The sequence below is a fragment of the Sphingomonas sp. NCPPB 2930 genome, assembly GCF_042867205.1.
GTDB lineage: Bacteria > Pseudomonadota > Alphaproteobacteria > Sphingomonadales > Sphingomonadaceae > Sphingomonas.
Genome location: NZ_JBHZQU010000009.1, coordinates 41893 through 65464 on the forward strand (window position 1 = coordinate 41893; position 23572 = coordinate 65464).

Here is a 23572-nt window from a genome sequence, read left to right on the forward strand (position 1 = left end):
TGCCACCTCCCCTCTCAGGGGAGGAATAGAAGGTCAGAACACCGCCTTGACCAGCTGGCCGAACGCATCGGCGCGGTGGCTGATGCGGTTCTTTTCGTCCTGGTCCATCTCGGCGAAGGTCTCGCTATAGCCGATCGGCTGGAAGATCGGGTCATAGCCATGGCCCTTGTCCCCGCGCGGCGGCCAGACGATGGCGCCGTCGACGCGGCCCTCGAACCATTCGACATGCCCGTCGGGCCAGCCGACCGCCAGCGCGCAGACGAAATGCGCGGTCCGGCTCATGTCCGGCTCTTCGTTCAGCCGATCCTCGACCGCGCGCATCGCCATGGCGAAGTCCTTTTCCGGCCCCGCCCAGCGCGCCGAGAACAGCCCCGGATCGCCGCCCAGCGCATCGACGCACAGCCCGCTGTCGTCCGACAGCGCCGGCAGCCCCGACAGGTCGGCGGCGGCCAGCGCCTTCAGCTCGGCATTGGCGACGAAGGTGGTGCCGGTCTCCTCGGGCTCGGGCAGGTCGAGGTCGGCGGCCGCGATCACCTCGACGCCGTAGGGGGCGAGCAGTTCGCGGAATTCGACGATCTTGCCCTTGTTGTGGCTGGCGAGGACCAGCTTGCCGGGTTCGAGCTTGCGGATCGCCTGGCGGCCGTTGCCTTCGCCGCTCATGCGCGGATCGCCCGGTCCTGCGCCGCGAAGATCTCGGTGCAGCCCATGCGCGCCAGACGCAGCAGACGCAGCAGCGCCTCCTCGTCATAGGTGGCGTGCTCGGCGGTTGCCTGAACCTCGGCGATATGGCCGTTCTCGATCAGCACGAAATTTGCATCGGCATCGGCATTCGAATCCTCGATATAGTCGAGGTCGAGGACCGGCGTGCCCTTGTGGATGCCGCACGACACGGCGGCGACCTTGTTGCGGATCGGGTCGCTGGTCAGCTTGCCCTCGGCCATCAGCTTGTTCACCGCCATGCGCAGCGCGACCCACGCGCCCGAAATGGCGGCGGTGCGGGTGCCGCCATCGGCCTGGATCACGTCGCAGTCGATGGTGATCTGCCGCTCGCCCAGCGCCTTCAGGTCGCAGACGGCGCGCAGGGAACGGCCGATCAGCCGCTGGATTTCCTGGGTGCGGCCCGACTGCTTGCCCTTGGCCGCCTCGCGGCTGCCGCGCGTATGGGTGGCGCGGGGGAGCATGCCATATTCGGCCGTGACCCAGCCCTCGCCCTTGCCGCGCAGGAAGGGGGGCACGCGCTCCTCGACGCTGGCGGTGACGAGCACCTTGGTATCGCCGAACCCGATCAGCACCGAACCTTCGGCGTGGCGGGTGAAATTCGGCTCGATGGTGATGGGACGCATCTGGTCGGGCATCCGGCCGGACGGGCGCATAGTCTTCTCCTTGTTCCTTGACCCCAGCCCTAACCGGCCCCTGCCGGTAGCGCCAGAGCGGACGGTGGCGATCGGAAGACACTCGCTTCTTCTCTCTGCGTCCTCTGCGCCTCTGCGCGACAAAATGGTTCACGCGAAGCCGCGAAGAGGGGACTGGCAATCTTCGCGCCTTCGCGGCCTCGTGCGAACAATCTCCTTTTTTGCGCGCAGAGGCGCAGAGGGCGCGGAGAAGAAGGGGCGTCTCCCGATCGCGGTTGAGCGGCGTGCGGGGAATGCCTACATTTCCGGCATGGTCACGCCACCGATCACCGAGCTGACCGACCGGGCGCGCGATATTTTTCGCGTGGTGGTCGACAGCTATCTCACCAGCGGCCAGCCGGTGGGGTCGAAGACCATCGCGCTGTCGGGGATCAACCTGTCGCCCGCCTCGATCCGCAACGTGCTCCAGGAACTCGAGGAGCGCGGGCTGCTCGCCGCGCCGCATACCAGCGCGGGGCGAATGCCGACCGATGTCGGGTTGCGGCTGTTCGTCGACGGCATGATGCATGCGATGGAGCCCAGCATCGAGGAACGCGCCGCGATCGAGGCACGTGCCGCGCGCTCCGGCCCGGTCGAGGAGGCGCTGGCGGCGACGACGGCGGTGCTGTCGGGCCTGTCGGCCTGTGCGGGGCTGGTGATGGTGCCCAAGCGCGAGATGAAGCTGCGCTCGATCGGCTTCGTGCCGCTCTCGCCGACCCAGGCGCTGGCCGTGCTGGTGGCGGAGGACGGCGCGGTCGAGAACCGGGTGCTGGAGCTACCGCCGGGCATGACGCCCTCGGCGCTGGTCGAGGCGGGCAATTACCTCTCCGCCACGCTCGCCGGGCTGACGCTGGGCCAGGCGCGCGAGCGGCTGGAACGCGAGCTGGCGGCGGGGCGCGCGGCGCTGGACGGCGCGGCGCGGGCGCTGGTCGAACAGGGGCTGGCGGTGTGGAGCGAGGATGGCGAGCGCCGCCCCATCCTGATCGTGCGCGGGCAGGGGCGGCTGATCGATGCGGCCGCCGCCGCCGATCTGGAACGGGTGCGCGACCTGCTCGACGATCTGGAGGGCAAGCAGGAGATTGCCAGCCTCCTCGATTCGGCGCGTGCGGGGGATTCGACCCGCATCTTCATCGGCGCGGAGAACAAATTGTTCGCGCTGTCGGGATCGTCGGTGATCGCGCGACCGTTTCGCGGGCTGGACGGCCAAGTGGTCGGCGTGGTCGGCGTAATTGGCCCCACGCGGTTGAACTATGCCCGCGTCGTGCCCATGGTGGATTTCACGGCGGCAACGCTTGCCCGGATGATGGGCTGAACAGGGATTATGATGAGCGAGAACACGACCAACGCACCCCAGAACGACCTGCGTGAGGAAACGGCCGAGGCCGCGCCCGAAGTGGCGGGGCAGGACCGTCTGGCCGAGCTGGAGAACCAGCTGGCCGAGGCCAAGCAGCAATATCTCTATGCCCAGGCCGAGAATCAGAATGTCCGTCGTCGCGCCGAAAAGGAAGCGGCGGACGCGCGCAACTATGCCGCAACCGCCTTTGCGCGCGACGTCCTGTCGGTCGCCGACAATCTCCAGCGCGCGCTGGCGGCGATCCCAGCCGATCTGCGCAGCGACGACAAGTGGAAGGGGCTGGTCACTGGCCTCGACGCCACCGGCCGCGAGCTGGACAGCGTGCTGGGCCGCCACGGCATCACTAAGATCGAGGCGATGGGCCAGCCGCTCGACCCCAACAAGCATCAGGCGATGATCGAAATGCCCTCCGACCAGGAGCCGGGCACGATCGTGCAGGAGATGCAGTCGGGCTATATGATCAAGGACCGCCTGCTGCGCCCCGCGCTGGTCGCGGTGGCGAAAAAGCCGGACTGATCGGTTCCAGAGGAATGGGGAAGGGGCGGGCCGGTTGGTCCGCCCTTTTTTGTTGAGGGATGCGCGGCTTTCCCTCCCCCATCCCCTCCCGCTTGCGGGAGGGGGGGGCTCGCGGTCACCGCAAGCGCTTCTTCGGGGGTGAACCCGACATGGCCACGCAACGCGCCCCTCCCGCAGGCGGGAGGGGATGGGGGAGGGCCCCCGCCCCAAAGGCAAACGCCCGCTAATCGCCCCGAAACGGCACCAGCGTCTGATACTGCGCCAATGGCGGCGCCCCCGCCACCACCGCGCCGCGCTTCAGCAGAAAGGCATGGCGGACGATCTCCGCCTGCTGCTCGATCCCATAGCGCGCGAAGGCCTGTCCCGGCTTCAGCGCATAATCGTAGCGGCAAAAGGGATGGCGCTTCAGCGGCAGGACAATGCCCCGCTGGTGCTGCCAGATATGCACCATCTCATGGATGAACAGCCCCTGCTCATGGAGCGGACAGGCGCCGAAATCCTCGCGCCACAAATCGCCCTTGGGGTGGAAATGGATGCAGCCGGTGGGCGCCATCACCGTGTCGCGCGGCTGGAAGAAGGCCCATTTGGTCGGGGACAGCCGCACCTTCGCATAATCGATCGCATCGCCGAAGACGGACCGGGCCAGTCGTTCCTCGCCGGGGGTGAGCGCGCGCTTGGTCATGGGGACCAGATGGGGCTCGTCTGGCGAAGAGGGAAGGGGCGGGCCACCATCGCGGTCCGCCCCCGATGCATCAGTTCCGCCGCGCGGTCAGCCACTGGCTGTTGGACAGCGGCTTGGCGACGATGCGCACCTCGCCGATATGGCCGAAATAGCCGTCCTTGCGCGCGCCGTCCCACCAGGCGGCACCCAGCACCCAGGGCATGTCGGCGGCCAGCGTCGCGATGCCGACTTGGCCCGCGCTGTTGCGCAGGACGGGTGCGCCGTCGACATAGAGGATCGTCTCGTTCGCCACCGGATCGTTGACGATCGCGATGTGATACCAGGTGTCGACCATCACCTCGCCCGACCAGTTGGCCTGCGGATAGGCGGTGTTCGAGGACGGCACGACCTCCCACTGGATCTCGCGCAGCGACGAGATGGCGAACAGCACCGGCGGCGATTGCCGGTCGCCCCCGGCAAAGCCCGGCAGATTGCCGCGATTGCCGTTGCGGGACAGGATATTGCCCCAGCGGTGGTTGGTCACCGTCCAGTTGGCGTCGATCTTGATGAACGCCTCGACCGTATAGCCCGCGCCGAAGGTCGCCGCGTTGATCGGCGCACTGGTCGCGGTGGCAAAGGCGCTGCTGCGCGCGGTCACCTTGTCGGTGTTGCGGAAGCGGACGCTGCCCGGTGCGGAGGACAGGCGGTGGCGGTCGGTCGACCAGACCACGTCCTCGACCATCGCCGGACCCGACAGCGGCACGCGCGCCATGGGGTTGCGGCCGGTCACGTCGGGCAGCGTCTCGCCGACCTGGACGATCTTGCCGTCGACGATGCCGCTCGCGACGCGCCAGTGCGCGGCGGTCTCGGCGATCTTGGGATAGTCGTCGGCGTCGCGCGGCAGCACCTCGGCGGGTGCGGCGGGCTCGGTATAGCCGTTCAGCAGCGCCGAGCGGACGCGCGGCAGGATCGGCACGCCCGCCGTCATCTCGGTATAGGCAAAGCCCGGCAGGAAGCGGGCGAAGCGCTTCTTGAAGTCCATGCTGATCGTGAAGCGGTTGTTCGCATCCTCCAGCACCGCGCGGTCGAACTGGTTGAGCGTCGCCTTCGGCTTCTGGACCACCCAGGGCGAGAAGCTCATCACGTCGATCTTGTTGGCCGAGAAGTCGATCTCGTACAGCCGCATCATCGCGTTGCCGCCCTGATAGGCCATCTGGTAATCGACGACCATCTCATGGACCGGATTGCCGAAGTCGTTGGTCTTGGTCAGCAGCGCGGCGCCGTGGTGATGGCCGTTCAGCGTCATGAAGATCTGGTCGTTGTCGCGGATCAGGTTGTTCCACAGCATCAGGCCGTAATCGGTCTCCAGCGGGCTCTTGCCGTCCTTGTCGATGTTGAGCAGCTGGTGGTTGGCCAGGATCACGGGCAGGGTCGGGTTGCGCCGGATCACGTCGCGCGCCCACAGGATGCCAGCGTCCGAGATGCGCCAGGACAGCGACAGCACCATGAACGTCACGCCGTACATCTCGAAGATGTGATATTCGTGGAAACCGGTGCGGTCGCGCTCGCGGAAGGTCGTCTGGGCCTGCGCGCGCGAGGTCGGGAACCAGTTGAGATAGGGCTCGGCCGACAAGGTACGCTGGCTGTCGGTGCCGTTCTGCTGGTCGGACGGGACGTGGTAATCGACATCGTAGAGGACGTCGTGATTGCCCGCCAGGATCGAATAGGGGATGCGCGCCGTCTCCAGCCGCTTCATCGCGGCATCGGCCACCGCCCATTGCGCGGGCTTGCGCACCTGGTCCACCACGTCGCCCAGATGGATGACGAAGGGGATCGAATAGGCCTGGGCGTTGTCGACGATCCACTGGGTCTGCGCGGCATAGGGCTCCGAGCCATATTTGCGCTGGAACTGGCGGTTCTCGTCATTGGTCGCATAGCGCGAATAGAATTGCGTATCGGGCAGCACCGCGATCGAGAAGCTGGTGGTGCCGACCGGCGTGGCGGCGGCCGTTCCGCCGGTCGTGGTCGGCCTGGCGTTCAGCAGCGCATCGTCGTCGCACCCCGCCAGCGCCCCCGTCAGCGGCAGCATCGACAGACCCGCAGCGCCGCGCAGCAGCGTCCGCCGGTCGGCGATCCGCCGCAGGCTGAACCGGGTGTCGTTCGTATCGGACATGGTCAAAATTCCCCCATTTCTGGCTCGTTCGAGCCAGCGGGGCGCGCTGTATGGCGCTTGTTTGACACATGAAGGACCGATTCATTACCGATTTAGGTCGATGCTCGAAAAATAAATCAGTCCGCCGTCATTTTCCGGTCATCGGGGGGAGGCGGATCGTCCCCAGAGCCGATCGACATTCACGATTGCTTCTTCTTCTTCCCCTCTCCCCTGGACAGGGGAGAGGGTTAGCGAAGCTTGCCAGCCTGCTGGCTAGCGCAGCTTGGGTGAGGGGTTGAGCGAGCCCAAAGGCTCGCGCGCTGCGCGCATCCACCCCTCACCCAGCTCCGACTAAGCCTTTGCTTTCGCAAACGCCAAGTCTGCGCAACCCTCTCCCCTCTGCGAGGGGCGAGGGACGGAAAGGCATGGCTGAATGTCGATCGGCCTTGGCTTATTCCGGCGCCGGATCGCCCGCTCCGATCACCCGCGCCCCCTGGCGCAGACGGGTGCCGTCGGAAAAGGACAGGAGCAGCGACAGGATCCGTCCGGGCTTCACGCCGGGGTTCATGTCGTACAGCATGACATGCCGTCCGCCGGGGGCGAAGGTGACGGTCCCCCCGGCGGGGATGGGGACGCTGTCGACCTTCTTCATCGCCATCCCGCCTTCATGCATCTCGCTGGTGATCGCGACGTCGCTGCTGACCGAGATCAGGTCGACGGCCTTGGCGCCACCATGGACGATGAAATAGGCGGCGGCGGGGCGGCCGGGCACGGCGGCCAGACGGACCCAGCCTTCCTCGGCGTAGAGTTCCGGCTTTTGCGCGCATCCCGTCAGCGTCGCCCCGGCAAGCGCACAAAGGCCCAGAAAAACGGCGCGACGCATGATGAACCCTCTCGTTTCGGCAAATCCCGAGACCACACTAGGTTCCATCCAATCTTGCGGCAACGGATCGCCCACCTATATCCGGCCAGTGAACGGGGTTTTCGGGTTGCCGCTTTCGGGACCGGCGAACCCCGGCATTGGACTTCCAGACTATGTTCTTGAGGGGCATTTAGAGACTTATGGCAAAAGTGATCGGCATCGACCTCGGCACCACCAACAGCTGTGTCGCTGTCATGGAGGGCGGCAAGCCCAAGGTCATCGAGAATGCGGAAGGCGCGCGCACCACGCCGTCGATCGTCGCCTTCGCCAAGGATGGCGAGCGCCTGATCGGCCAGCCCGCCAAGCGTCAGGCGGTGACCAACCCCGACAACACCATCTTCGCGGTGAAGCGCCTGATCGGCCGCCGCTATGACGATCCCGTCACCCGCAAGGACACCGAGCTGGTTCCCTACGCCATCGCGCGCGGTCCGAACGGCGACGCATGGGTGAATGCGGGCGGCAAGGATTACAGCCCGTCGCAGATTTCGGCCTTCACGCTTCAAAAGATGAAGGAAACCGCGGAATCCTATCTGGGCGAGACGGTGACCCAGGCGGTCATCACGGTTCCCGCTTACTTCAACGACGCGCAGCGCCAGGCGACCAAGGACGCCGGCCAGATCGCGGGCCTCGAAGTGCTGCGCATCATCAACGAGCCGACCGCGGCGGCACTGGCTTACGGCCTGGAGAAGCAGGACGGCAAGACGATCGCGGTCTATGACCTTGGCGGCGGCACCTTCGACATCTCGATCCTCGAGATCGGCGACGGCGTGTTCGAGGTGAAGGCGACCAACGGCGACACTTTCCTGGGCGGCGAGGACTTCGACAACAAGATCGTCGACTTCCTGGCGTCGGGCTTCCAGAAGGAAGAGGGCATCGACCTTACCAAGGACAAGCTGGCGCTCCAGCGTCTGAAGGAAGCGGCCGAAAAGGCGAAGATCGAACTGTCTTCGGCCCAGTCGACCGAGGTCAACCTGCCCTTCATCACCGCCGACCAGAACGGCCCGAAGCACCTGGTCAAGTCGATCACCCGCGCCGACCTTGAGCGTCTGGTCGAGGACCTGATCCAGCGCACGCTCGAGCCCTGCAAGAAGGCGCTGGCCGATGCGGGCATGAAGGCCGACGAGATCGCCGACGTGGTGCTGGTGGGCGGCATGACCCGCATGCCGCGCGTCCGTGAGGTCGTGAAGAACTTCTTCGGCAAGGACCCGCACACCGGCGTGAACCCCGACGAAGTCGTCGCCATGGGCGCGGCGATCCAGGCGGGCGTGCTGCAGGGCGACGTCAAGGACGTGCTGCTGCTCGACGTGACCCCGCTGTCGCTGGGTATCGAGACGCTGGGCGGCATCATGACCAAGATGATCGACCGCAACACGACGATCCCGACCAAGAAGAGCCAGGTCTATTCGACCGCCGACGACAACCAGAATGCGGTGACGATCCGGGTCTTCCAGGGCGAGCGCGAGATGGCGCAGGACAACAAGCTGCTGGGTCAGTTCGACCTGGTCGGCATCCCGCCCGCGCCGCGCGGCGTGCCGCAGATCGAGGTCACGTTCGACATCGACGCCAACGGCATCGTCAACGTCTCGGCCAAGGACAAGGGCACCGGCAAGGAGCAGCAGATCCGCATCCAGGCCTCGGGCGGTCTGTCGGACAGTGACATCGACCAGATGGTCCGTGACGCGGAGAAGTTCGCGGAAGAGGACAAGAAGCGTCGTGCCGAGGCCGAGGCCAAGAACAACGCCGAGTCGCTCATCCACACCACCGAGCGTCAGCTTGCCGACAATGGCGACAAGGTCGACGCGTCGCTGAAGTCGGAAATCGAGGCGGCCATCGCCGAGACCAAGACGGCGGTCGAGGGTGGCAACCCCGACACCATGAACGAGAAGGCGCAGGCCCTCGCTCAGGTCGCGATGAAGCTGGGCCAGGCGATCTACGAGAAGCAGCAGCAGGCCGAGGCTTCGCCCTCTGCCGATGCCGGTGCGGCCAAGCAGGACGATGTGGTCGACGCCGAATTCTCGGAAGTCGACGACACCAAGTAAGGCTGTCGGCCCGGTCTGCCTGTCGGCGGGCCGGGCCTTCGGTTGCTGTTGAGAATACCGCCTTTCGGGGCATGAAGTGGCGAAGCGCTTGGGCGTCCGCTCCGTCCGGCCTGACGGCACGGTCGGTCGGCGGGCCACGCACAGGCGGACGGGGCGAGACCGGGCATGAGCACGACGATCGACTATTATGAACTGCTCGAATGCGAGCGCACCGCGGACGATGCGACGATCAAGTCGCGCTACCGCAAGCTGGCGATGCAGTACCATCCGGACCGCAATGCGGGCTGCAAGGACTCCGAGGCCAAGTTCAAGGCGATCAGCGAAGCCTATGACTGCCTGAAGGACCCCCAGAAGCGGGCGGCCTATGACCGCTATGGCCATGCGGCCTTCCAGCAGGGCATGGGCGGCGGTGGCGGCGGCCATGGCGGGCAGGATTTCGGCGCCTTCTCCGATATTTTCGAAAGCGTCTTCGGCGAGTTCATGGGCGGCGGACGCGGCGGCGGGCGGCAACAGCCGCGACGCGGCGCGGACCTGCGCTACGACATGGAAATCTCGCTGGAAGAGGCGTTCCATGGCAAGTCGACCGAGATCACGATCGACGTCTCGGCTGCCTGCGACACCTGCGACGGCACCGGCGCCAAGCCCGGCACCAGCGCCAAGACCTGCCAGCATTGCGGCGGCCATGGCAAGGTCCGCGCGCAACAGGGTTTCTTCGTGGTCGAGCGGACCTGCCCGGTCTGTCAGGGCGCAGGCCAGATCATCGCCGATCCGTGCCCCGATTGTCGCGGCGACGGCCGGATCGAAAAGACCAAGACGCTGTCGGTCAACATCCCGGCGGGCGTCGACGAGGGCACCCGCATCCGCCTGACCGGTGAAGGCGAGGCGGGCGCGCGCGGTGCGCCTGCGGGCGACCTCTATATCTTCCTCCACGTCAAGCGGCACGCGCTCTTCGAGCGGGAGGGCACGACGCTGTTCGCGCGTGCGCCGATCAGCTTCACCACGGCGGCACTCGGCGGGGCGCTGTCCATTCCCGGCCTCGACGGGCGGATGCACGAGATCAAGATTCCGGCGGGCATCCAGTCGGGCAAGCAACTCCGCCAGCGCGGGGCGGGCATGCCCGTCCTGCAAGGGCGCGGCACCGGCGATCTGGTCATCCAGATCGAAGTCGAGACGCCGACCCGGCTGTCGACCCGCCAGCGCGAATTGCTCGAACTGTTCCGCGAAACCGAGACCGGGGACGAATGTCCTGAAAGCCAGGGCTTTTTCGCCAAGTTGAAGAGTGTCTTCGCGGGCGAATAAGCAAGGTTTTCCGTCGATTGATATTGTCAGACGGTGCGGGGCCGGGATGATCGTCCATCCTGGCCCTGTTGACTCCCGAGCAAGGCGGGAGTCATGATTGTCGCGCGACTTTGACAAGGAAGTCCTGCGATGCGTCACCTGCCTGGATGCTTGATCGCCCTCGGTGCGATGGTGTTGGCACCTGTCGCGGCGCAAGCCGTTCCATCCCGGAAAGTCGAAAAGATACTTCTCCCGGATGCGGGATCGTCCGACGAGATCATCGTCCAGGCGCTCAGCCTTCCGCGCGACGCCTTGCCCGTCAATGTCCGCTGGGCGCCGGTCGACAATACGCAGGTCAACATCGCCTATGAACGCGCGGACCAGTTCCTGGCCTGTGCTTTCGACAAGGCCAGCCGGGACTGGTTGCGCAAGGCGGTCGAAGGGCCCCCGTCGCTGGCCAGCACCGAATATGCGCAGGGCATGGTCATCGTCACCAACTGGGGATGTTACCCGCCGCTGGGATCCAGCCCGCCGTGGAACCCTGCGCTGGCGGGACAGGATCTCCTCCATCGCGGAATCCTGCTCGAGCGGACGTTGCGCGCCTTTGCGCCGGATGCGTCGCTCGATGCCGCGCAGACCTTCGACCCGGCGGTACGCACGCGCTTCCGCAAGGTGGAAACCGCCCATAACCGCTATCGGCAGAATCCGGAGAAATCGGGGTTCGTCGTAGCCGCCTGCCTGGTTCAGACCCAGCCGGTCCTCGCGACCCGGCTGTTCCACGCGCCGCAGGGCAGCGATCTGGTCCGGGGGCTGGAACAGGCGATGCTCGTCAATGCGCCCGAGTGCCTGGAGGGGGTGAAGAAGCTGAGCGTCGAGCCGACCACACTTCGGGTGTATCTGATCGATGCCTTTTACCGCTGGCTGCTCGCCGTGCGGAACGTGCCGACGCTGATCCCGGCCAGTGGGGCATAGGCGCGGCGTCCAGCCCCCAAGCAAAGCCATATTGCATTGCGGCGATGGTCGCGCTCCAATGGCGGTCATCAGGATGGAGATTGTCATGTCGCCGTGGAAAGCCGCTTTGCCCCTTCTTGCTGCGTGCGCGCTGCTCCCCGCCGCCGCGCCGGTCGCCGCGCCGCGCGTCGGGATCGCCAGTTTCGAGGCGCTGCCCAAGCCCCTGCCGCTGCCCTATCATGCGGGCGACGCCAAGGCGGCCATCGCGGCGGCCCGCGCGCGGGCGGTCAAGGCGCACAAGCGCGTGCTGATCGATATGGGCGGCAACTGGTGCCTCGACTGCCGCCTACTGGCGGGGATGATGGAGTCGCCGAAGATGCGGCCCTTCGTCGCCCGGCATTTCGAGGTGGTGACGGTCGATGTGGGCCGGTTCGACCAGAATATGGATGTCCCGGCCTCTTACGGCATCACCGGGCGGCTGGCGGGCGTGCCCGCGGTGCTGATCGTCGATCCGAAGACCAACAAGCTGGTTAATGCCGGGCGAGAAACCGCGCTGGCCGATGCGCGGGCGATGACGCCGCAGGCGGTGGCGGACTGGCTGGCGCAGTGGGTGGGGTGAGGGGGCTCACGGCCGGTTGATCGTCATGTGACGACTTATGGGCCGATCGTATTTGATTGGCCGGGTTCCCTCCCCCAGCCCCTCCCGCTTGCGGGAGGGGAGAGGAAAGAGGGTAAGCGCTTCCCCAGGCAACTCCCCTCCCGCAGGCGGGAGGGGTTGGGGGAGGGGAGTCCGTCTCGGCGGGACAAGCCGCCAATGGGACTCCCCCCGACCGATTACGCGCCGAACACCCGCGCGAAGATCGTGTCGACATTCTTGTAATGGTAATCGAGGTCGAACCGCGCCTCGATCTCTTCGGGCGACAGCGCCGCCGTCACGTCCGCATCGGCCTTGAGCAGTTCCATCAGCGACAGTTCGCCGTCGGACTCCCACACCTTCATCGCATTGCGCTGGACGAGGCGATAGCTGTCCTCGCGGCTCACGCCCGCCTGGGTCAGCGCCAGCAGGACGCGCTGCGAATGGACCAGGCCACCCATCTTGTTGAGGTTCTTCTCCATCCGCGCCGGATAGACGACCAGCTTGTCGATCACGCCGGTGAGGCGGGCGAGCGCGAAGTCGAGGGTGATGGTCGCGTCGGGGCCGATATAGCGCTCGACCGAGCTATGGCTGATGTCGCGCTCATGCCACAGCGCGACATTCTCCAGCGCCGGGGTGACATAGCCGCGCACCATGCGGGCCAGGCCGGTCAGGTTCTCGGTCAGCACCGGGTTGCGCTTGTGCGGCATCGCCGACGAGCCCTTCTGGCCGGGCGAGAAATATTCCTCGGCCTCCAGGACTTCGGTGCGCTGCAGGTGGCGGACCTCGGTCGCCAGCCGCTCGATCGAGCTGGCGATGACGCCCAGCGTCGCGAAGAACATCGCATGGCGGTCGCGCGGGATGACCTGGGTCGAAACGGGCTCGACGGTCAGGCCCATCTTCTCGGCGACATGGGCCTCCACGCGCGGGTCGATATTGGCGAAGGTGCCGACCGCGCCCGAGATCGCGCAGGTGGCGATGTCGGCGCGCGCCGCGACCAGGCGAGCGCGGTTGCGGTCGAACTCGGCATAGGCTTGCGCCAGCTTCAGGCCGAAGGTGACCGGTTCGGCATGGATGCCATGGCTGCGGCCGATGGTCGGGGTCAGCTTGTGCTCCAGCGCGCGGCGCTTGATGACGGCGAGCAGCGCGTCGAGGTCTTCGAGCAGAATGTCGGAGGCGCGCGCCAGCTGCACCGCCAGGCAGGTGTCGAGCACGTCGGACGAGGTCATGCCCTGGTGCAGGAAGCGTGCTTCCGGCCCGGTCCGCTCGGCGACATGGGTCAGGAAGGCGATGACGTCGTGCTTGGTCTCCGCCTCGATCGAATCGATCCGGTCGATGTCGAAATCGCCCGCCGCCTTGTCGGCTTCCCAGATGCGCGCGGCGGCTTCCTTCGGGACGACGCCCAGCTCGGCGAGCGCGTCGGTGGCGTGCGCCTCGATCTCGAACCAGATGCGGAAACGGGTCTGGGGATCCCAGATCCGGGTCATGGGAGCACGGGAATAGCGCGGAATCATCGGGGCACCTTCAGGTCGTGGAAACGGCACGGCTTACCGTGCACTCCCTCTCGGAATCACGGTGTGCCGTGCCGTTAGCAGGGACGAGCCGAGCCTTCAAATCCGAAGATGCAAACCCCATATGGTCAAATGCCGAACGGGATCGTATCACTAAAGGCGAAGATGCGTTTCCGGTCTTCATAGTCATCGATCGACCAGAGTAAGGGAGAGACGAGATGATGAAATATGCTTTTCTTGCCGGTGCCATGATGGCGTCTGCTCCGGTGCTTGCGCAGGTTGCGCCCGCCCCCGCCCAGACCACGCCGGCGGCGCCGCAATCGGCGACGACAACCACGGCTGATCCGATGCAGGCCGCCACGCCGTCGGCAGAACCCGCCGCGCCCGCCCAGGCGGCCCCCGCCGAGGGCCAGGTCCAGGCAACCGGCAGCCAGATCGCGCAGGTCGTCGACACCCAGTTCCCGACCTATGACAAGGACGGTGATGGCCAGCTGAACAAGGCCGAGTTCACCCAATGGATGGTCGCACTGAAGGCTCAGACCGACCCGTCGACCAAGGCCGAGTCGCCTGCGACCAAGAAATGGGTGGGCACCGCCTTTGCCCAAGCCGACACCGACAAGAGCAAGAAGGTGTCGAAGACCGAGCTGACCGGCTTTCTGAGCCAGGGTCAGGGCTGAGCCGGAACACCCCCTCCGTTCCTACGATTCCCCGAGCGGGGATGAGCGGGGCCGTCGGACCACCCGGTTCGGCGGCCCCTTTTTCGTGCCTGTTTGCGGGGCACGAAAAAGGGCAGGGGCGTCGCCGCCACCTGCCCTGATTTTCGTTCGCTCGCTCGTGAGAGAGAGCGAGGCCGGATCAGGCCTCTTCCGAACCTTCCGACGCATCGGCCGCTTCGTCCGCGGCGGTCGGAACCGTCGGCGGAACGATGGTGGCGATCGCGAAGTCGCGGTCGTCGATGGCGGGCTCGGCACCCTTGGGCAGCTTCACGTCCGAGATGTGGATCGAGTCGCCCACGGCCAGACCCTTCAGCGAGATGCTGATTTCGGTCGGGATGTTGGCGGCGTCGACGACCAGCTCGATCTCGTGGCGGGTGATGTTCAGGACACCGCCCTGCTTCACGCCGCTCTCGTCCTCGTCGGTGAAGACGACCGGAACGGCGACCGTGACGGTCTCATGCTCGCCGATGCGCAGGAAGTCGACGTGCAGCGGGCGGTCGGTGACGGGATGGAACGCGACGTCCTTCGCCAGCGTGCGCTGGCCGTCCACCATGATGACCGAGGTGAAGAAGTGGCCGGTCATCAGCGCCTTGACGAGCGCCTTCTCTTCGAGATGGATCGACGCGGCGGCCTTGTTCTGGCCATAGATCACGGCGGGGACGCGGCCTTCACGACGCAGCGAACGGGAGGCTCCCTTGCCAACCTGATCGCGCGTCTCGGCGGCGAGCGTAAGGGTGTCGCTCATTCCAGTAACTCCGAAACAAAAGGGATATAGCTTCCCGATCACGCCTCCAGGGATGACCATGACCGGAAGCGGGGGCGCATAGCCGCAAAGACGGCAAAAGGCAAGGTGTCGGCCGCCGCGCCTCAATAGGCGATGCGCTGCGCCCTGATCCCTTGCTTGGCGAGTTGCGCCTGGACGCTGTCGTCCCCGGCCAGATGGCCTGCGCCGACCGCCATGAAGATCGTGCCGGGCTTGGCCAGCCGCTGCTTGATCCAGCTCGCCCAGCGGCCGTTGCGGTCGGTCAGCAGCGTCTTGGCGACCTCGGGCGAGTCCTTCAGGCTCTCGTTCATGTCGCGGGCCAGCGCATCGGGGTCGCCATGCGCCCATTCGTCGACCATCTTCGCCATTTCCTCGCCCGCCTTGGGCAGTTCGTCCACGGTCGAGGTCAGGAACTCGATCTGCGCCTTGGGCGACAGGCCGTTGAAATAGCCGATCTGCTGCTCGGCGGTCTCCAGCCCCTCGACCGGCTTGCCCTCCGACCTGGCGGCTTCGGTCAGCACCTTTTCCGGCCCGTTGGCGGGATCGTAACCCTGTTTCTGGAGCGGCGCGATCGACAGGGTGACGGCGGCCAGCCATGGCTTCATCCGGTCGAACGCCTGGGGCGGCGCGCCCAGATCGGCGATCGCCTTCAGATAGGCGCCGCGCTTGTCGGCGGGCAGCTGTTCGGTCAGCGTCGGCCCGGTGGGCGAAAAGCCGTTCTTCAGCACGATCTGCTGCATCGTCGCCTTGTCGGGCTCGACCATCTCCAGGACCAGCTGGTCGGACTTGTCGAAGGCGGTCTTCACCGCCTCGTCGAACCAAGTCAGGCCGGGCTTCAGCACATGGATGGTGCCGAACAGATAGATGGTGGTGTCGGCATCCTTGACCACCCACAAGGCGGGGTCCGCGTCATTGGGGGCCTGGGCGGGCTTGCTCTGCGCGCAGGCGGGGAGCGCCAGCATCAACGCGAGCGAGGTGAGGGCGGTCTTCATGATCGTCTTCATGGGATCGGGCTTTCGGAAAGGGAAGGGGATCAAATGTACTTGCGCCACAGCCAGACCAGGCCGGCGACCGCGAGCATCGCGCCGTACACCCATTCGATCTGCACCGGGGGCAACACGCCGCCGCGCCACAGGAACCACCAGACGGGCACGCCCAGGCCGACCGTATAAAAGCTGGCGACCGCACCGTCGCGGTAAGCCTGGCGTTCGTGCTCGTCGACCACCCGATGCCAGCGCCATGAGATGATGGGGATGACCACGCCCCAGATCAGCGCCATCAGCACGGCGAACCAGAGCGGCAGTGGGGAGGACCACAGGTCTGGGCGGGCTGCACCCTGCGGCTGTTGTAAAACGATCAGCGCGGTCGACAACCCCGCGATCCCGCCGACGGCGCCGGATATGGCAAGTAGGCGGTGATTGGCGCGTTCGCTTGGTCCCTTGGCGATACGCGAAGCGTTCATGGTCATGGCCGCACCTCGATGGAAAGATGGACGGAGAAATGCGGAAGCGCAGCCTTGGGGGCGGCCTGCATCTTCGGGCGGAACGTGTCGAACGCGATCCCGCCCACGCGATCGGCGCCCCAGCCGAGCAGCGACAGCGCGATGCCGGTCCCGATCACCGTGCGGGTCAGGCGGCGGCTCATGATCGCACCCGGCGGATCAGATAGGCCGGGCCTCCGCCGCGCGTCATCCGTTCCGGTTCCTGCGGATCGCAGTCCGGCGACTCACTCACCATGATGCTCGTCATCGAAAATCTCCTCGATGGGCATGTCGAACAGGCGGCCGATGCGGAAGGCGAGCGGCAGCGAGGGGTCGTATTTCCCCGTCTCGATGGCGTTGACGGCCTGTCGCGACACGTCCAGCCGCCCGGCGAGTTCCGCCTGGCTCCAGTTGCGTTCGGCGCGCAGCACCTTGAGGCGATTTTTCATGTCCACCTCCTCTTGCATGGCAACCTCCCTTTGTCACCTGTGCATGACGGAATGTCAGGTGACCATGACAAAGTGACAGTGAGTCGTGACCATGTCAACAAGACCTGACAAAATATCATGCTTGGCTGACTGGCGGCATCGCGGGCGCGGCGGCTCGCCTTGACCGCGAAGGGGGCATGAGCCAAAGCCTGCCGCGTTATGCTGACCCGGAACGGACCCCCGGAAGGACCACTTTCCTTCCAGCGCATGATCCTCACCCTCCATGACTATTGGAGCGAGCGCGGATGCGTGATCCTGCAACCCTATGACATGGAGATGGGGGCGGGCACCTTTCACCCCGCGACCACGCTGCGCGCGCTGGGTCCGGATTCGTGGAACGCCGCTTTCGTCCAGCCCTGCCGCCGCCCGACCGATGGCCGCTATGGCGAGAACCCCAACCGGCTCCAGCATTATTACCAGTATCAGGTGATCCTGAAGCCCTCGCCCGCCGACCTGCAGGACCTGTATCTGGGCAGCCTGGCCGCGATCGGCGTGGACATGGCCAAGCACGACATCCGCTTTGTCGAGGACGATTGGGAAAGCCCGACCCTGGGCGCCTGGGGCCTGGGCTGGGAAGTCTGGTGCGACGGGATGGAGGTGACCCAGTTCACCTATTTCCAGCAGATGGGCGGTTACGACATGAAGCCGGTTGCGGGCGAACTGACCTATGGGCTCGAGCGTCTGGCCATGTACATCCAGGACGTCGACAACGTCTACGACCTGCGCTTCAACGATGCGGGCGTGAGCTACGGCGACGTGTTTCTCGAAAACGAAAAGCAGATGTCGACCTGGAATTTCGAGGTGGCCGACACGGAAACGCTGTTCGACGCCTTCCGCAAGGCGGCGGCCGAGTGCGAGCGTTGTCTGGAGGCGAAGCTGCCCATCCCCGCCTATGAACAGGCGATCAAGGCCAGCCACACCTTCAACCTGCTGCAGGCGCGCGGCGTGATCTCGGTGGCGGAGCGCCAGGCCTATATGGGCCGCGTCCGCGATCTGGCGAAGGGCGCGTGCGGCGCCTGGATGGACAAGAACGGCTGGGCCGCGTGATGACCGATTTTCTGCTCGAACTCCGCTCCGAAGAAATCCCCGCCCGGATGCAGGCGGGCGCGCGGGAGAATCTCGCCAAGCTGTTCGCCGCCGAACTCGCCAAGGCCGGTCTGTCGGCGGGTGAGGTCGTCACCTATGCGGGCCCGCGCCGTCTGGCGCTGATCGCCAAGGGGCTTCCGTCCGCGACCGAGGCGGTGTCCGAGGAAGTGAAGGGCCCGCGTGCCTCCGCCCCGCCCCAGGCGCTGGAGGGCTTCCTGCGCAAGACCGGGCTGACGCGCGAGCAGCTGACCGAGCGCGACGGCGTGCTCTTCGCGATCACCGAAAAGCCTGGCCGCGCGACCGCCGAGGTGCTGGCCGAGGCGATCCCCGCGATCGTCCGTGCCTTCCCCTGGCCCAAGTCGATGCGCTGGGGGGCGGAGTCCGCCTCGACCGAGTCGATGCGCTGGGTCCGCCCGCTGCATGCCATCGTCGCGCTGTTCGGCGGCCAGGTGGTGCCGTTCGAGATCGCCGGAATCACCAGCGGCAATGTCACGCGGGGCCACCGCTTCCACGCGCCCGCCGAGATCGTGCTGACCGGCGCCGACACCTATGTCGAGCAGCTGCGCGCCGCCAAGGTGCTGGTCGATCAGGACGAGCGTGCCGCGATCATCCGCGAGCGCGCGTCGGCGCTGGCCGCCGAGGCGGGGCTGGAACTGGTCGAGGACGAAGGGCTGGTCGCCGAGAATGCCGGGCTGACCGAATGGCCGGTGCCGCTGCTCGGCCGCTTCGACGAAGCCTATCTCGACGTGCCGCCCGAGGTCATCCAGCTGACCGCGCGGGTGAACCAGAAGTACTTCGTCTGCCGCTCGGCCGACGGCAAGCTGGCGAACGCCTTCGTCTGCACCGCCAATATCGAGGCGAGTGATGGCGGCGCGAAGATCGTCGAGGGCAATGGCAAGGTGCTTGCCGCCCGCCTGTCCGACGCGCGCTTCTTCTACGAGACGGACCTGAAGACCAAGCTCGACGATCTGCGGCCCAAGCTGGAAAAGATCGTCTTCCACGAAAAGCTCGGCACCGTCGCCGACAAGGTCGAGCGGGTGGCCAAGCTGGCCGAATGGCTGGCGAGCGAGGGCATCGTTCCGAGTTGCGATCCCGCATTGGCGCGCCGCGCGGCCGAACTGGCGAAGGCCGATCTCGTCACCGGCATGGTCGGCGAGTTCCCCGAATTGCAGGGCCTGATGGGCGGCTATTATGCCGCCGCACAGGGCGAAGACCCGGCGGTGGCCGAGGCGGTGCGCGATCACTACAAGCCGGTCGGGCAGGGCGATGACGTTCCCGCCGCGCCGGTGACGGTGGCCGTGGCGCTGGCCGATAAGCTGGATACGTTGTTTGGCTTTTTCTTGATGGACCTGACACCGACTGGTTCAAAAGATCCGTTTGCATTGCGTCGTGCCTGCATTGGCTTGTCGGATTTGATAAACTTGAACGCACTACGCCTTCCGCTCTCTTTGGTGCTGCGTCAGGTTGCTTTTACTTATTTTCTGAAGGCGGTGAGAGCTGGGTGTCAGGAAAGTGGCAATTTCCAAAAGATGTTTGGGGATCTGTCGCGTATTGAGGAAATTAAGAACCATATAAAGTCACCAGAAGGCCCATTGCAGTGGACGGTGGATTTCAACGCCCGTGAAACGTGGGCTCTTCACATTATGATGCGACTGAACTTGAACGACGATGCGGCGATCGAAAAAATTCTTAATTTCTTCGCCGACCGCCTCAAGGTCCAGCAACGCGAAGCGGGCGTCCGTCATGACCTGATCGACGCGGTCTTCGCGCTCGGCGGTGAGGACGACCTCGTCCGCCTGTTCGCCCGCGTTAGCGCGCTGCAAGCCTTCGTCACCACCGACGACGGCATCAACCTGCTCGCAGGCTATAAGCGCGCCGCGAACATCCTGAAGAAGGAAGGCGTCGAGGGCGACCAGGGCTGGACCGCGCCGACCTACACGCCCGAACCCGCCGAGGCCGATTTGATCGCCGCGCTCGACGCCGCCGAGCCCAAGGCGGCCGAGGCGGTGCAGGCCGAGGATTTCGAGGCCGCCATGGCCGCGCTCGCTTCGCTCCGTGCGCCCATCGACCGCTTCTTCGACGATGTCACCGTCAACGACGCCGACCCGGCCAAGCGGGCGGTGCGCCTCGCGCTGCTCGCCCGTGTGCGGGCCGCCGTTCACATGGTGGCGGATTTTTCGAGGATCGAGGGATGAGTTGAGCCGGATCGGGAGACGGACCGACAGCTTCCTGTCTTCCCCTCCGGCAATATCGCCTTATTAACACCGACGCCTGTGTCCCCAGGGCGTCGGACGATACGACCAGTAAAGGATCGAACCGATGACCTATGTGTACCGCTTCGGCGGCGGCGTTTCGGACGGCGGTAAGGGGGACAGGAACCTGCTTGGCGGCAAGGGCGCGAACCTGGCCGAAATGGCGTCGATCGGGCTGCCGGTGCCGCCGGGCTTCACCATCTCGACCGCGATGTGCACCCGCTATTACGAGGATGGCGAGCAGTTTCCGCAGGAACTGCGCGACGAGGTGGCGGACGGCATCGCGCATATCGAGGCGGTGACGGAAAAACGCTTCGGCGACCCGGAAAACCCGCTGCTCGTCTCGGTCCGCTCGGGCGCGCGGGTGTCGATGCCGGGCATGATGGACACGGTGCTGAACCTGGGCCTCAACGACGCCACCGTCGAGGGGCTGGCGAAGAAGGCGGGTGACGAGCGTTTCGCCTGGGACAGCTATCGCCGCTTCATCCAGATGTACGCCGATGTCGTGCTGGAGCTGGATCACGGCGCGTTCGAGGAAGCGCTGGAGATCGCCAAGGAGGATAACGGCTTCACGCTCGACACAGAGATGTCGGCCGCCGACTGGAAGGCGCTGGTCACGACCTATAAGGGGCTGGTCGAGGAGCAATGGGGCAAGCCCTTCCCGCAGGATGTGCAGGACCAGCTCTGGGGCGCGGTCGGCGCGGTGTTCGGGTCGTGGCAGTCGGAGCGCGCGAAGGTCTATCGCCGCCTGAACGACATTCCCGCCGACTGGGGCACCGCCGTCAATGTGCAGGCGATGGTCTTCGGCAATATGGGCGACACCTCGGCGACGGGCGTGGCCTTCACCCGCGATCCGTCCAAGGGCGACCGTGCCTATTATGGCGAGTTCCTGATCAACGCGCAGGGCGAGGATGTCGTCGCGGGCATCCGCACGCCGCAGTATCTGACCAGGGCCGCGCGCGAGGAAGCGAAGGCCAAGCCCGCCTCGATGGAAGAGGCGATGCCGGAGGTCTATGCCGAACTGGCCGCCGTCTTCGACCGGCTGGAAAACCATTACCGCGACATGCAGGACATCGAGTTCACGGTCGAACAGGCCAAGCTCTGGATGCTCCAGACCCGCTCGGGCAAGCGCACCGCCAAGGCTGCGCTGAAGATCGCGGTCGACATGGCCAATGAGGGCCTCATCACCCGCGAGGAAGCGATCGCGCGGGTCGATCCGGCGGCGCTCGACCAGCTGCTCCACCCGACCCTGGACCCCAATGCCCGGCGCGACGTGCTGACCAAGGGGCTGCCCGCTTCGCCGGGGGCGGCCTCGGGCAAGGTGGTGTTCGACGCCGATGCCGCCGAGCGCGCGGCGGCGGCGGGCGAGGCGGTGATCCTGGTCCGCGTCGAAACCAGCCCGGAAGACATCCACGGCATGCACGCGGCCAAGGGCATCCTGACCGCGCGCGGCGGCATGACCAGCCATGCGGCGGTCGTGGCGCGCGGCATGGGTCGTCCTTGCGTCTCGGGCGCGGGTAGCCTGTCGATCGACAACAAGGCGAAGCTGCTACGCGTGGGTTCGCGCGAGGTGCGCGAGGGCGATATCCTGACGCTTGACGGTTCGACCGGCGAGGTGATGGTCGGCGCGGTGGCGACCGTCCAGCCCGAGCTGGCGGGCGATTTCGGCACGCTGATGGAATGGGCCGATCAGGTTCGCCGCCTGAAGGTCCGCGCCAATGCGGAAACCCCGCTCGACTGCCAGACCGCGCGCGATTTCGGCGCGGAGGGCGTCGGCCTGTGCCGGACCGAGCATATGTTCTTCGACGCCGCGCGGATCACCGCGGTGCGCCAGATGATCCTGGCCTCCGACGAAAAGGGCCGCCGCGCCGCGCTCGCCAAGCTGCTGCCCGAACAGCGCGCCGACTTCACCGCGATCTTCGAGGTGATGGCGGGCCTGCCGGTGACGGTGCGGCTGCTCGACCCGCCGCTGCACGAATTCCTGCCGCAGCAGGAGGCCGAATTCGCCGAGGTCGCGACGGCGGCGGGCGTGGACGTGGATACGCTGAAGCGCCGGGCGAGCGAACTGCACGAGTTCAACCCGATGCTCGGCCATCGCGGCTGTCGCCTGGGCGTGACCTACCCCGAAATCTATGAAATCCAGGCGCGGGCGATCTTCGAGGCGGCGCTGGACGTCGCGGAGAAGTCGGGTGAAGCCCCGATCCCCGAGATCATGATCCCGCTGGTCGCCACCCGGCGCGAGCTGGAGCTGATGAAGGCGGTGGTCGACAAGGCCGCGCAGGCCGTGTTCGCCGAGCGGGGCAAGACGGTCGAATATCTGGTCGGCACCATGATCGAGCTGCCGCGCGCCGCGCTGAAGGCCGGGGAAATCGCCGAGGTGGGCGAGTTCTTCTCCTTCGGCACCAACGATCTGACCCAGACGACGCTGGGCGTCAGCCGCGACGATGCGGCGCGCTTCCTGGGCGCCTATGTCGAGAAGGGCATCTACGCCAAGGACCCGTTCGTCAGCCTGGATGTCGAGGGCGTCGGCGAACTGGTCAGCCTGGCCGCCGAGCGCGGCCGCGCGACGCGCCCCGGCATCAAGCTGGGCATTTGCGGTGAGCATGGCGGCGACCCGGCGTCGATCGCCTTCTGCGAGCAGGTCGGGTTGGATTATGTCTCGGCCAGCCCGTACCGGGTCCCGATCGCCCGGTTGGCGGCGGCGCAGGCGGCGTTGAAGGCGCGGTAATCGGTCGCGGGGAGGGGAGCGGTTCGCCGGGAGCCTTCCCTCCCCCATCCCCTCCCGCCTGCGGGAGGGGCGTGCCTAGGGGCGCGGGCAGCGTACATCTCGATCGCGTTGCACGGTGCAATCGGTGATTTGGGGCTGAATGCGCCCCAAGTCCCTCCCCTCCCGCAGGCGGGAGGGGCCGGGGGAGGGCAGGGTGTCTCACCGAGCCCACACCCGATGAAACCCCGTTACCCGCGCGTCGAGACCCGGTTGCCGAAATCGAACCAGCCCCGACGCTCACCCGCCGGATAGGCCGGACGCGCGGCGGTGGCGGCGACCGGGCGGTACGGCGCCCGCTCCGTCACGGGGGCCGCCGCCACGGGTTGCGCACTGGCCAGCCGCTGGTTCTCGCGCTCCAGCTCGGCGATGCGGGCCTGTGCGGCGGACAATTTGGTCTCGGTGTCCTTCACCTGCGCGGCATGGGCGTCGCGCTCGGTCGAATAGCGGGTGCGCCATTTGCGGCCGCCCGGATGGCTCGCCAAGCCGAAGAGCCACCCTGCGATGAGGACCAGCCCCAGCACGGCGAATTGTGTCGTCGAAGTGAACAGCATCGCGGTCGATCCCTGCCTGTTACGTCCGGACAACGACCGGACGCGTCGGTGGTTGCGCGA

General features: G+C 66.4%; 22 protein-coding genes. 10 read left to right on the top strand and 12 right to left on the bottom strand.

Going from position 1 to position 23572, the window contains the following annotated elements; all coding sequences use genetic code 11:
- Window positions 1-33: 33 nt before the first annotated feature.
- Both rdgB and rph read right to left on the bottom strand, forming a co-directional pair.
- Window positions 34-660 carry an RdgB/HAM1 family non-canonical purine NTP pyrophosphatase gene (rdgB, locus tag ACFX59_RS11735; protein WP_387432444.1) on the bottom strand — a complete coding sequence of 209 codons (627 nt, stop codon included), beginning with the start codon at window positions 658-660 and terminating at the stop codon, window positions 34-36.
- Window positions 657-1373: a ribonuclease PH gene (rph, locus tag ACFX59_RS11740; protein WP_261269213.1), complete on the bottom strand. Its 717-nt coding sequence runs from the start codon at window positions 1371-1373 to the stop codon at window positions 657-659. The genes rdgB and rph overlap by 4 nt, the downstream gene beginning before the upstream one ends.
- Window positions 1374-1662: 289 nt before the next feature.
- On the opposite strand from rph, the gene hrcA reads away from it, so the two are divergent.
- Window positions 1663-2703 (top strand): heat-inducible transcriptional repressor HrcA, encoded by a 1041-nt coding sequence (gene hrcA / locus ACFX59_RS11745; RefSeq protein WP_387432445.1) that lies wholly within the window; start codon window positions 1663-1665, stop codon window positions 2701-2703.
- Between the two features lie 12 nt (window positions 2704-2715).
- Window positions 2716-3261, top strand: coding sequence for a nucleotide exchange factor GrpE (gene grpE / locus ACFX59_RS11750; protein ID WP_387432447.1), 546 nt, complete (start codon window positions 2716-2718; stop codon window positions 3259-3261).
- 223 nt (window positions 3262-3484) lie between these two features.
- Here the strand turns inward: grpE and ACFX59_RS11755 are convergent, their stop codons facing one another.
- The 3 genes from ACFX59_RS11755 to ACFX59_RS11765 form a co-directional block, all read right to left on the bottom strand.
- Entirely contained in the window at window positions 3485-3943 is a 459-nt protein-coding gene (locus tag ACFX59_RS11755; RefSeq protein ID WP_387432448.1) for a vgr related protein, read from the bottom strand.
- Window positions 3944-4013: 70 nt separating this feature from the next.
- Window positions 4014-6095, bottom strand: a complete 2082-nt coding sequence (locus tag ACFX59_RS11760) for a LamG-like jellyroll fold domain-containing protein (protein WP_387432450.1) — start codon at window positions 6093-6095, stop codon at window positions 4014-4016.
- Window positions 6096-6525: 430 nt separating this feature from the next.
- Window positions 6526-6957, bottom strand: coding sequence for a copper chaperone PCu(A)C (locus tag ACFX59_RS11765; protein ID WP_387432451.1), 432 nt, complete (start codon window positions 6955-6957; stop codon window positions 6526-6528).
- A gap of 179 nt (window positions 6958-7136) precedes the next feature.
- Here ACFX59_RS11765 and dnaK point away from each other — a divergent pair, with 179 nt between their 5' ends.
- The 4 genes from dnaK to ACFX59_RS11785 all read left to right on the top strand — a co-directional run bounded on the left by dnaK (window position 7137) and on the right by ACFX59_RS11785 (window position 11883).
- Window positions 7137-9035 carry a molecular chaperone DnaK gene (dnaK, locus tag ACFX59_RS11770; protein ID WP_354294323.1) on the top strand — a complete coding sequence of 633 codons (1899 nt, stop codon included), beginning with the start codon at window positions 7137-7139 and terminating at the stop codon, window positions 9033-9035.
- Window positions 9036-9200: 165 nt separating this feature from the next.
- Window positions 9201-10334 (top strand): molecular chaperone DnaJ, encoded by a 1134-nt coding sequence (dnaJ, locus tag ACFX59_RS11775; protein ID WP_387432453.1) that lies wholly within the window; start codon window positions 9201-9203, stop codon window positions 10332-10334.
- Between the two features lie 129 nt (window positions 10335-10463).
- On the top strand, window positions 10464-11285 hold the full coding sequence (locus tag ACFX59_RS11780) for a hypothetical protein (RefSeq protein WP_387432454.1): 822 nt from the start codon (window positions 10464-10466) through the stop codon (window positions 11283-11285).
- An 85-nt stretch (window positions 11286-11370) separates the two neighbouring features.
- Window positions 11371-11883 carry a thioredoxin family protein gene (locus ACFX59_RS11785; protein WP_387432455.1) on the top strand — a complete coding sequence of 171 codons (513 nt, stop codon included), beginning with the start codon at window positions 11371-11373 and terminating at the stop codon, window positions 11881-11883.
- Window positions 11884-12098: 215 nt separating this feature from the next.
- Here the strand turns inward: ACFX59_RS11785 and purB are convergent, their stop codons facing one another.
- Complete coding sequence (gene purB / locus ACFX59_RS11790; protein WP_387432456.1) at window positions 12099-13412, bottom strand: adenylosuccinate lyase; 1314 nt, start codon at window positions 13410-13412, stop codon at window positions 12099-12101.
- 215 nt (window positions 13413-13627) lie between these two features.
- On the opposite strand from purB, the gene ACFX59_RS11795 reads away from it, so the two are divergent.
- Complete coding sequence (locus ACFX59_RS11795) at window positions 13628-14086, top strand: EF-hand domain-containing protein (RefSeq protein WP_307103132.1); 459 nt, start codon at window positions 13628-13630, stop codon at window positions 14084-14086.
- Between the two features lie 178 nt (window positions 14087-14264).
- Here ACFX59_RS11795 and ACFX59_RS11800 read toward each other — a convergent pair whose 3' ends face one another.
- The 5 genes from ACFX59_RS11800 to ACFX59_RS11820 all read right to left on the bottom strand — a co-directional run bounded on the left by ACFX59_RS11800 (window position 14265) and on the right by ACFX59_RS11820 (window position 16817).
- Window positions 14265-14870: a 50S ribosomal protein L25/general stress protein Ctc gene (locus tag ACFX59_RS11800; protein ID WP_307103134.1), complete on the bottom strand. Its 606-nt coding sequence runs from the start codon at window positions 14868-14870 to the stop codon at window positions 14265-14267.
- 122 nt (window positions 14871-14992) lie between these two features.
- Window positions 14993-15880, bottom strand: coding sequence for a TraB/GumN family protein (locus ACFX59_RS11805; RefSeq protein WP_387432457.1), 888 nt, complete (start codon window positions 15878-15880; stop codon window positions 14993-14995).
- A gap of 41 nt (window positions 15881-15921) precedes the next feature.
- A complete protein-coding gene (locus ACFX59_RS11810) occupies window positions 15922-16356 on the bottom strand; it encodes a hypothetical protein (RefSeq protein ID WP_307103138.1) in 435 nt (144 codons plus the stop codon).
- Window positions 16353-16532, bottom strand: coding sequence for a hypothetical protein (locus tag ACFX59_RS11815; protein ID WP_387432458.1), 180 nt, complete (start codon window positions 16530-16532; stop codon window positions 16353-16355). The genes ACFX59_RS11810 and ACFX59_RS11815 overlap by 4 nt, the downstream gene beginning before the upstream one ends.
- Window positions 16533-16613: 81 nt before the next feature.
- Entirely contained in the window at window positions 16614-16817 is a 204-nt protein-coding gene (locus ACFX59_RS11820; protein ID WP_261269196.1) for a helix-turn-helix transcriptional regulator, read from the bottom strand.
- A 246-nt stretch (window positions 16818-17063) separates the two neighbouring features.
- Here ACFX59_RS11820 and ACFX59_RS11825 point away from each other — a divergent pair, with 246 nt between their 5' ends.
- The 3 genes from ACFX59_RS11825 to ppdK all read left to right on the top strand — a co-directional run bounded on the left by ACFX59_RS11825 (window position 17064) and on the right by ppdK (window position 22922).
- Window positions 17064-17903 (top strand): glycine--tRNA ligase subunit alpha, encoded by an 840-nt coding sequence (locus tag ACFX59_RS11825; protein WP_314732876.1) that lies wholly within the window; start codon window positions 17064-17066, stop codon window positions 17901-17903.
- Window positions 17903-20137, top strand: coding sequence for a glycine--tRNA ligase subunit beta (glyS, locus tag ACFX59_RS11830; RefSeq protein ID WP_387432459.1), 2235 nt, complete (start codon window positions 17903-17905; stop codon window positions 20135-20137). Before ACFX59_RS11825 ends, glyS begins: the two co-directional genes overlap by 1 nt.
- Window positions 20138-20261: 124 nt before the next feature.
- Window positions 20262-22922: a pyruvate, phosphate dikinase gene (ppdK, locus tag ACFX59_RS11835; protein WP_387432461.1), complete on the top strand. Its 2661-nt coding sequence runs from the start codon at window positions 20262-20264 to the stop codon at window positions 22920-22922.
- Window positions 22923-23149: 227 nt separating this feature from the next.
- Here ppdK and ACFX59_RS11840 read toward each other — a convergent pair whose 3' ends face one another.
- Entirely contained in the window at window positions 23150-23512 is a 363-nt protein-coding gene (locus ACFX59_RS11840; RefSeq protein WP_307103149.1) for a hypothetical protein, read from the bottom strand.
- Window positions 23513-23572: the final 60 nt, after the last annotated feature.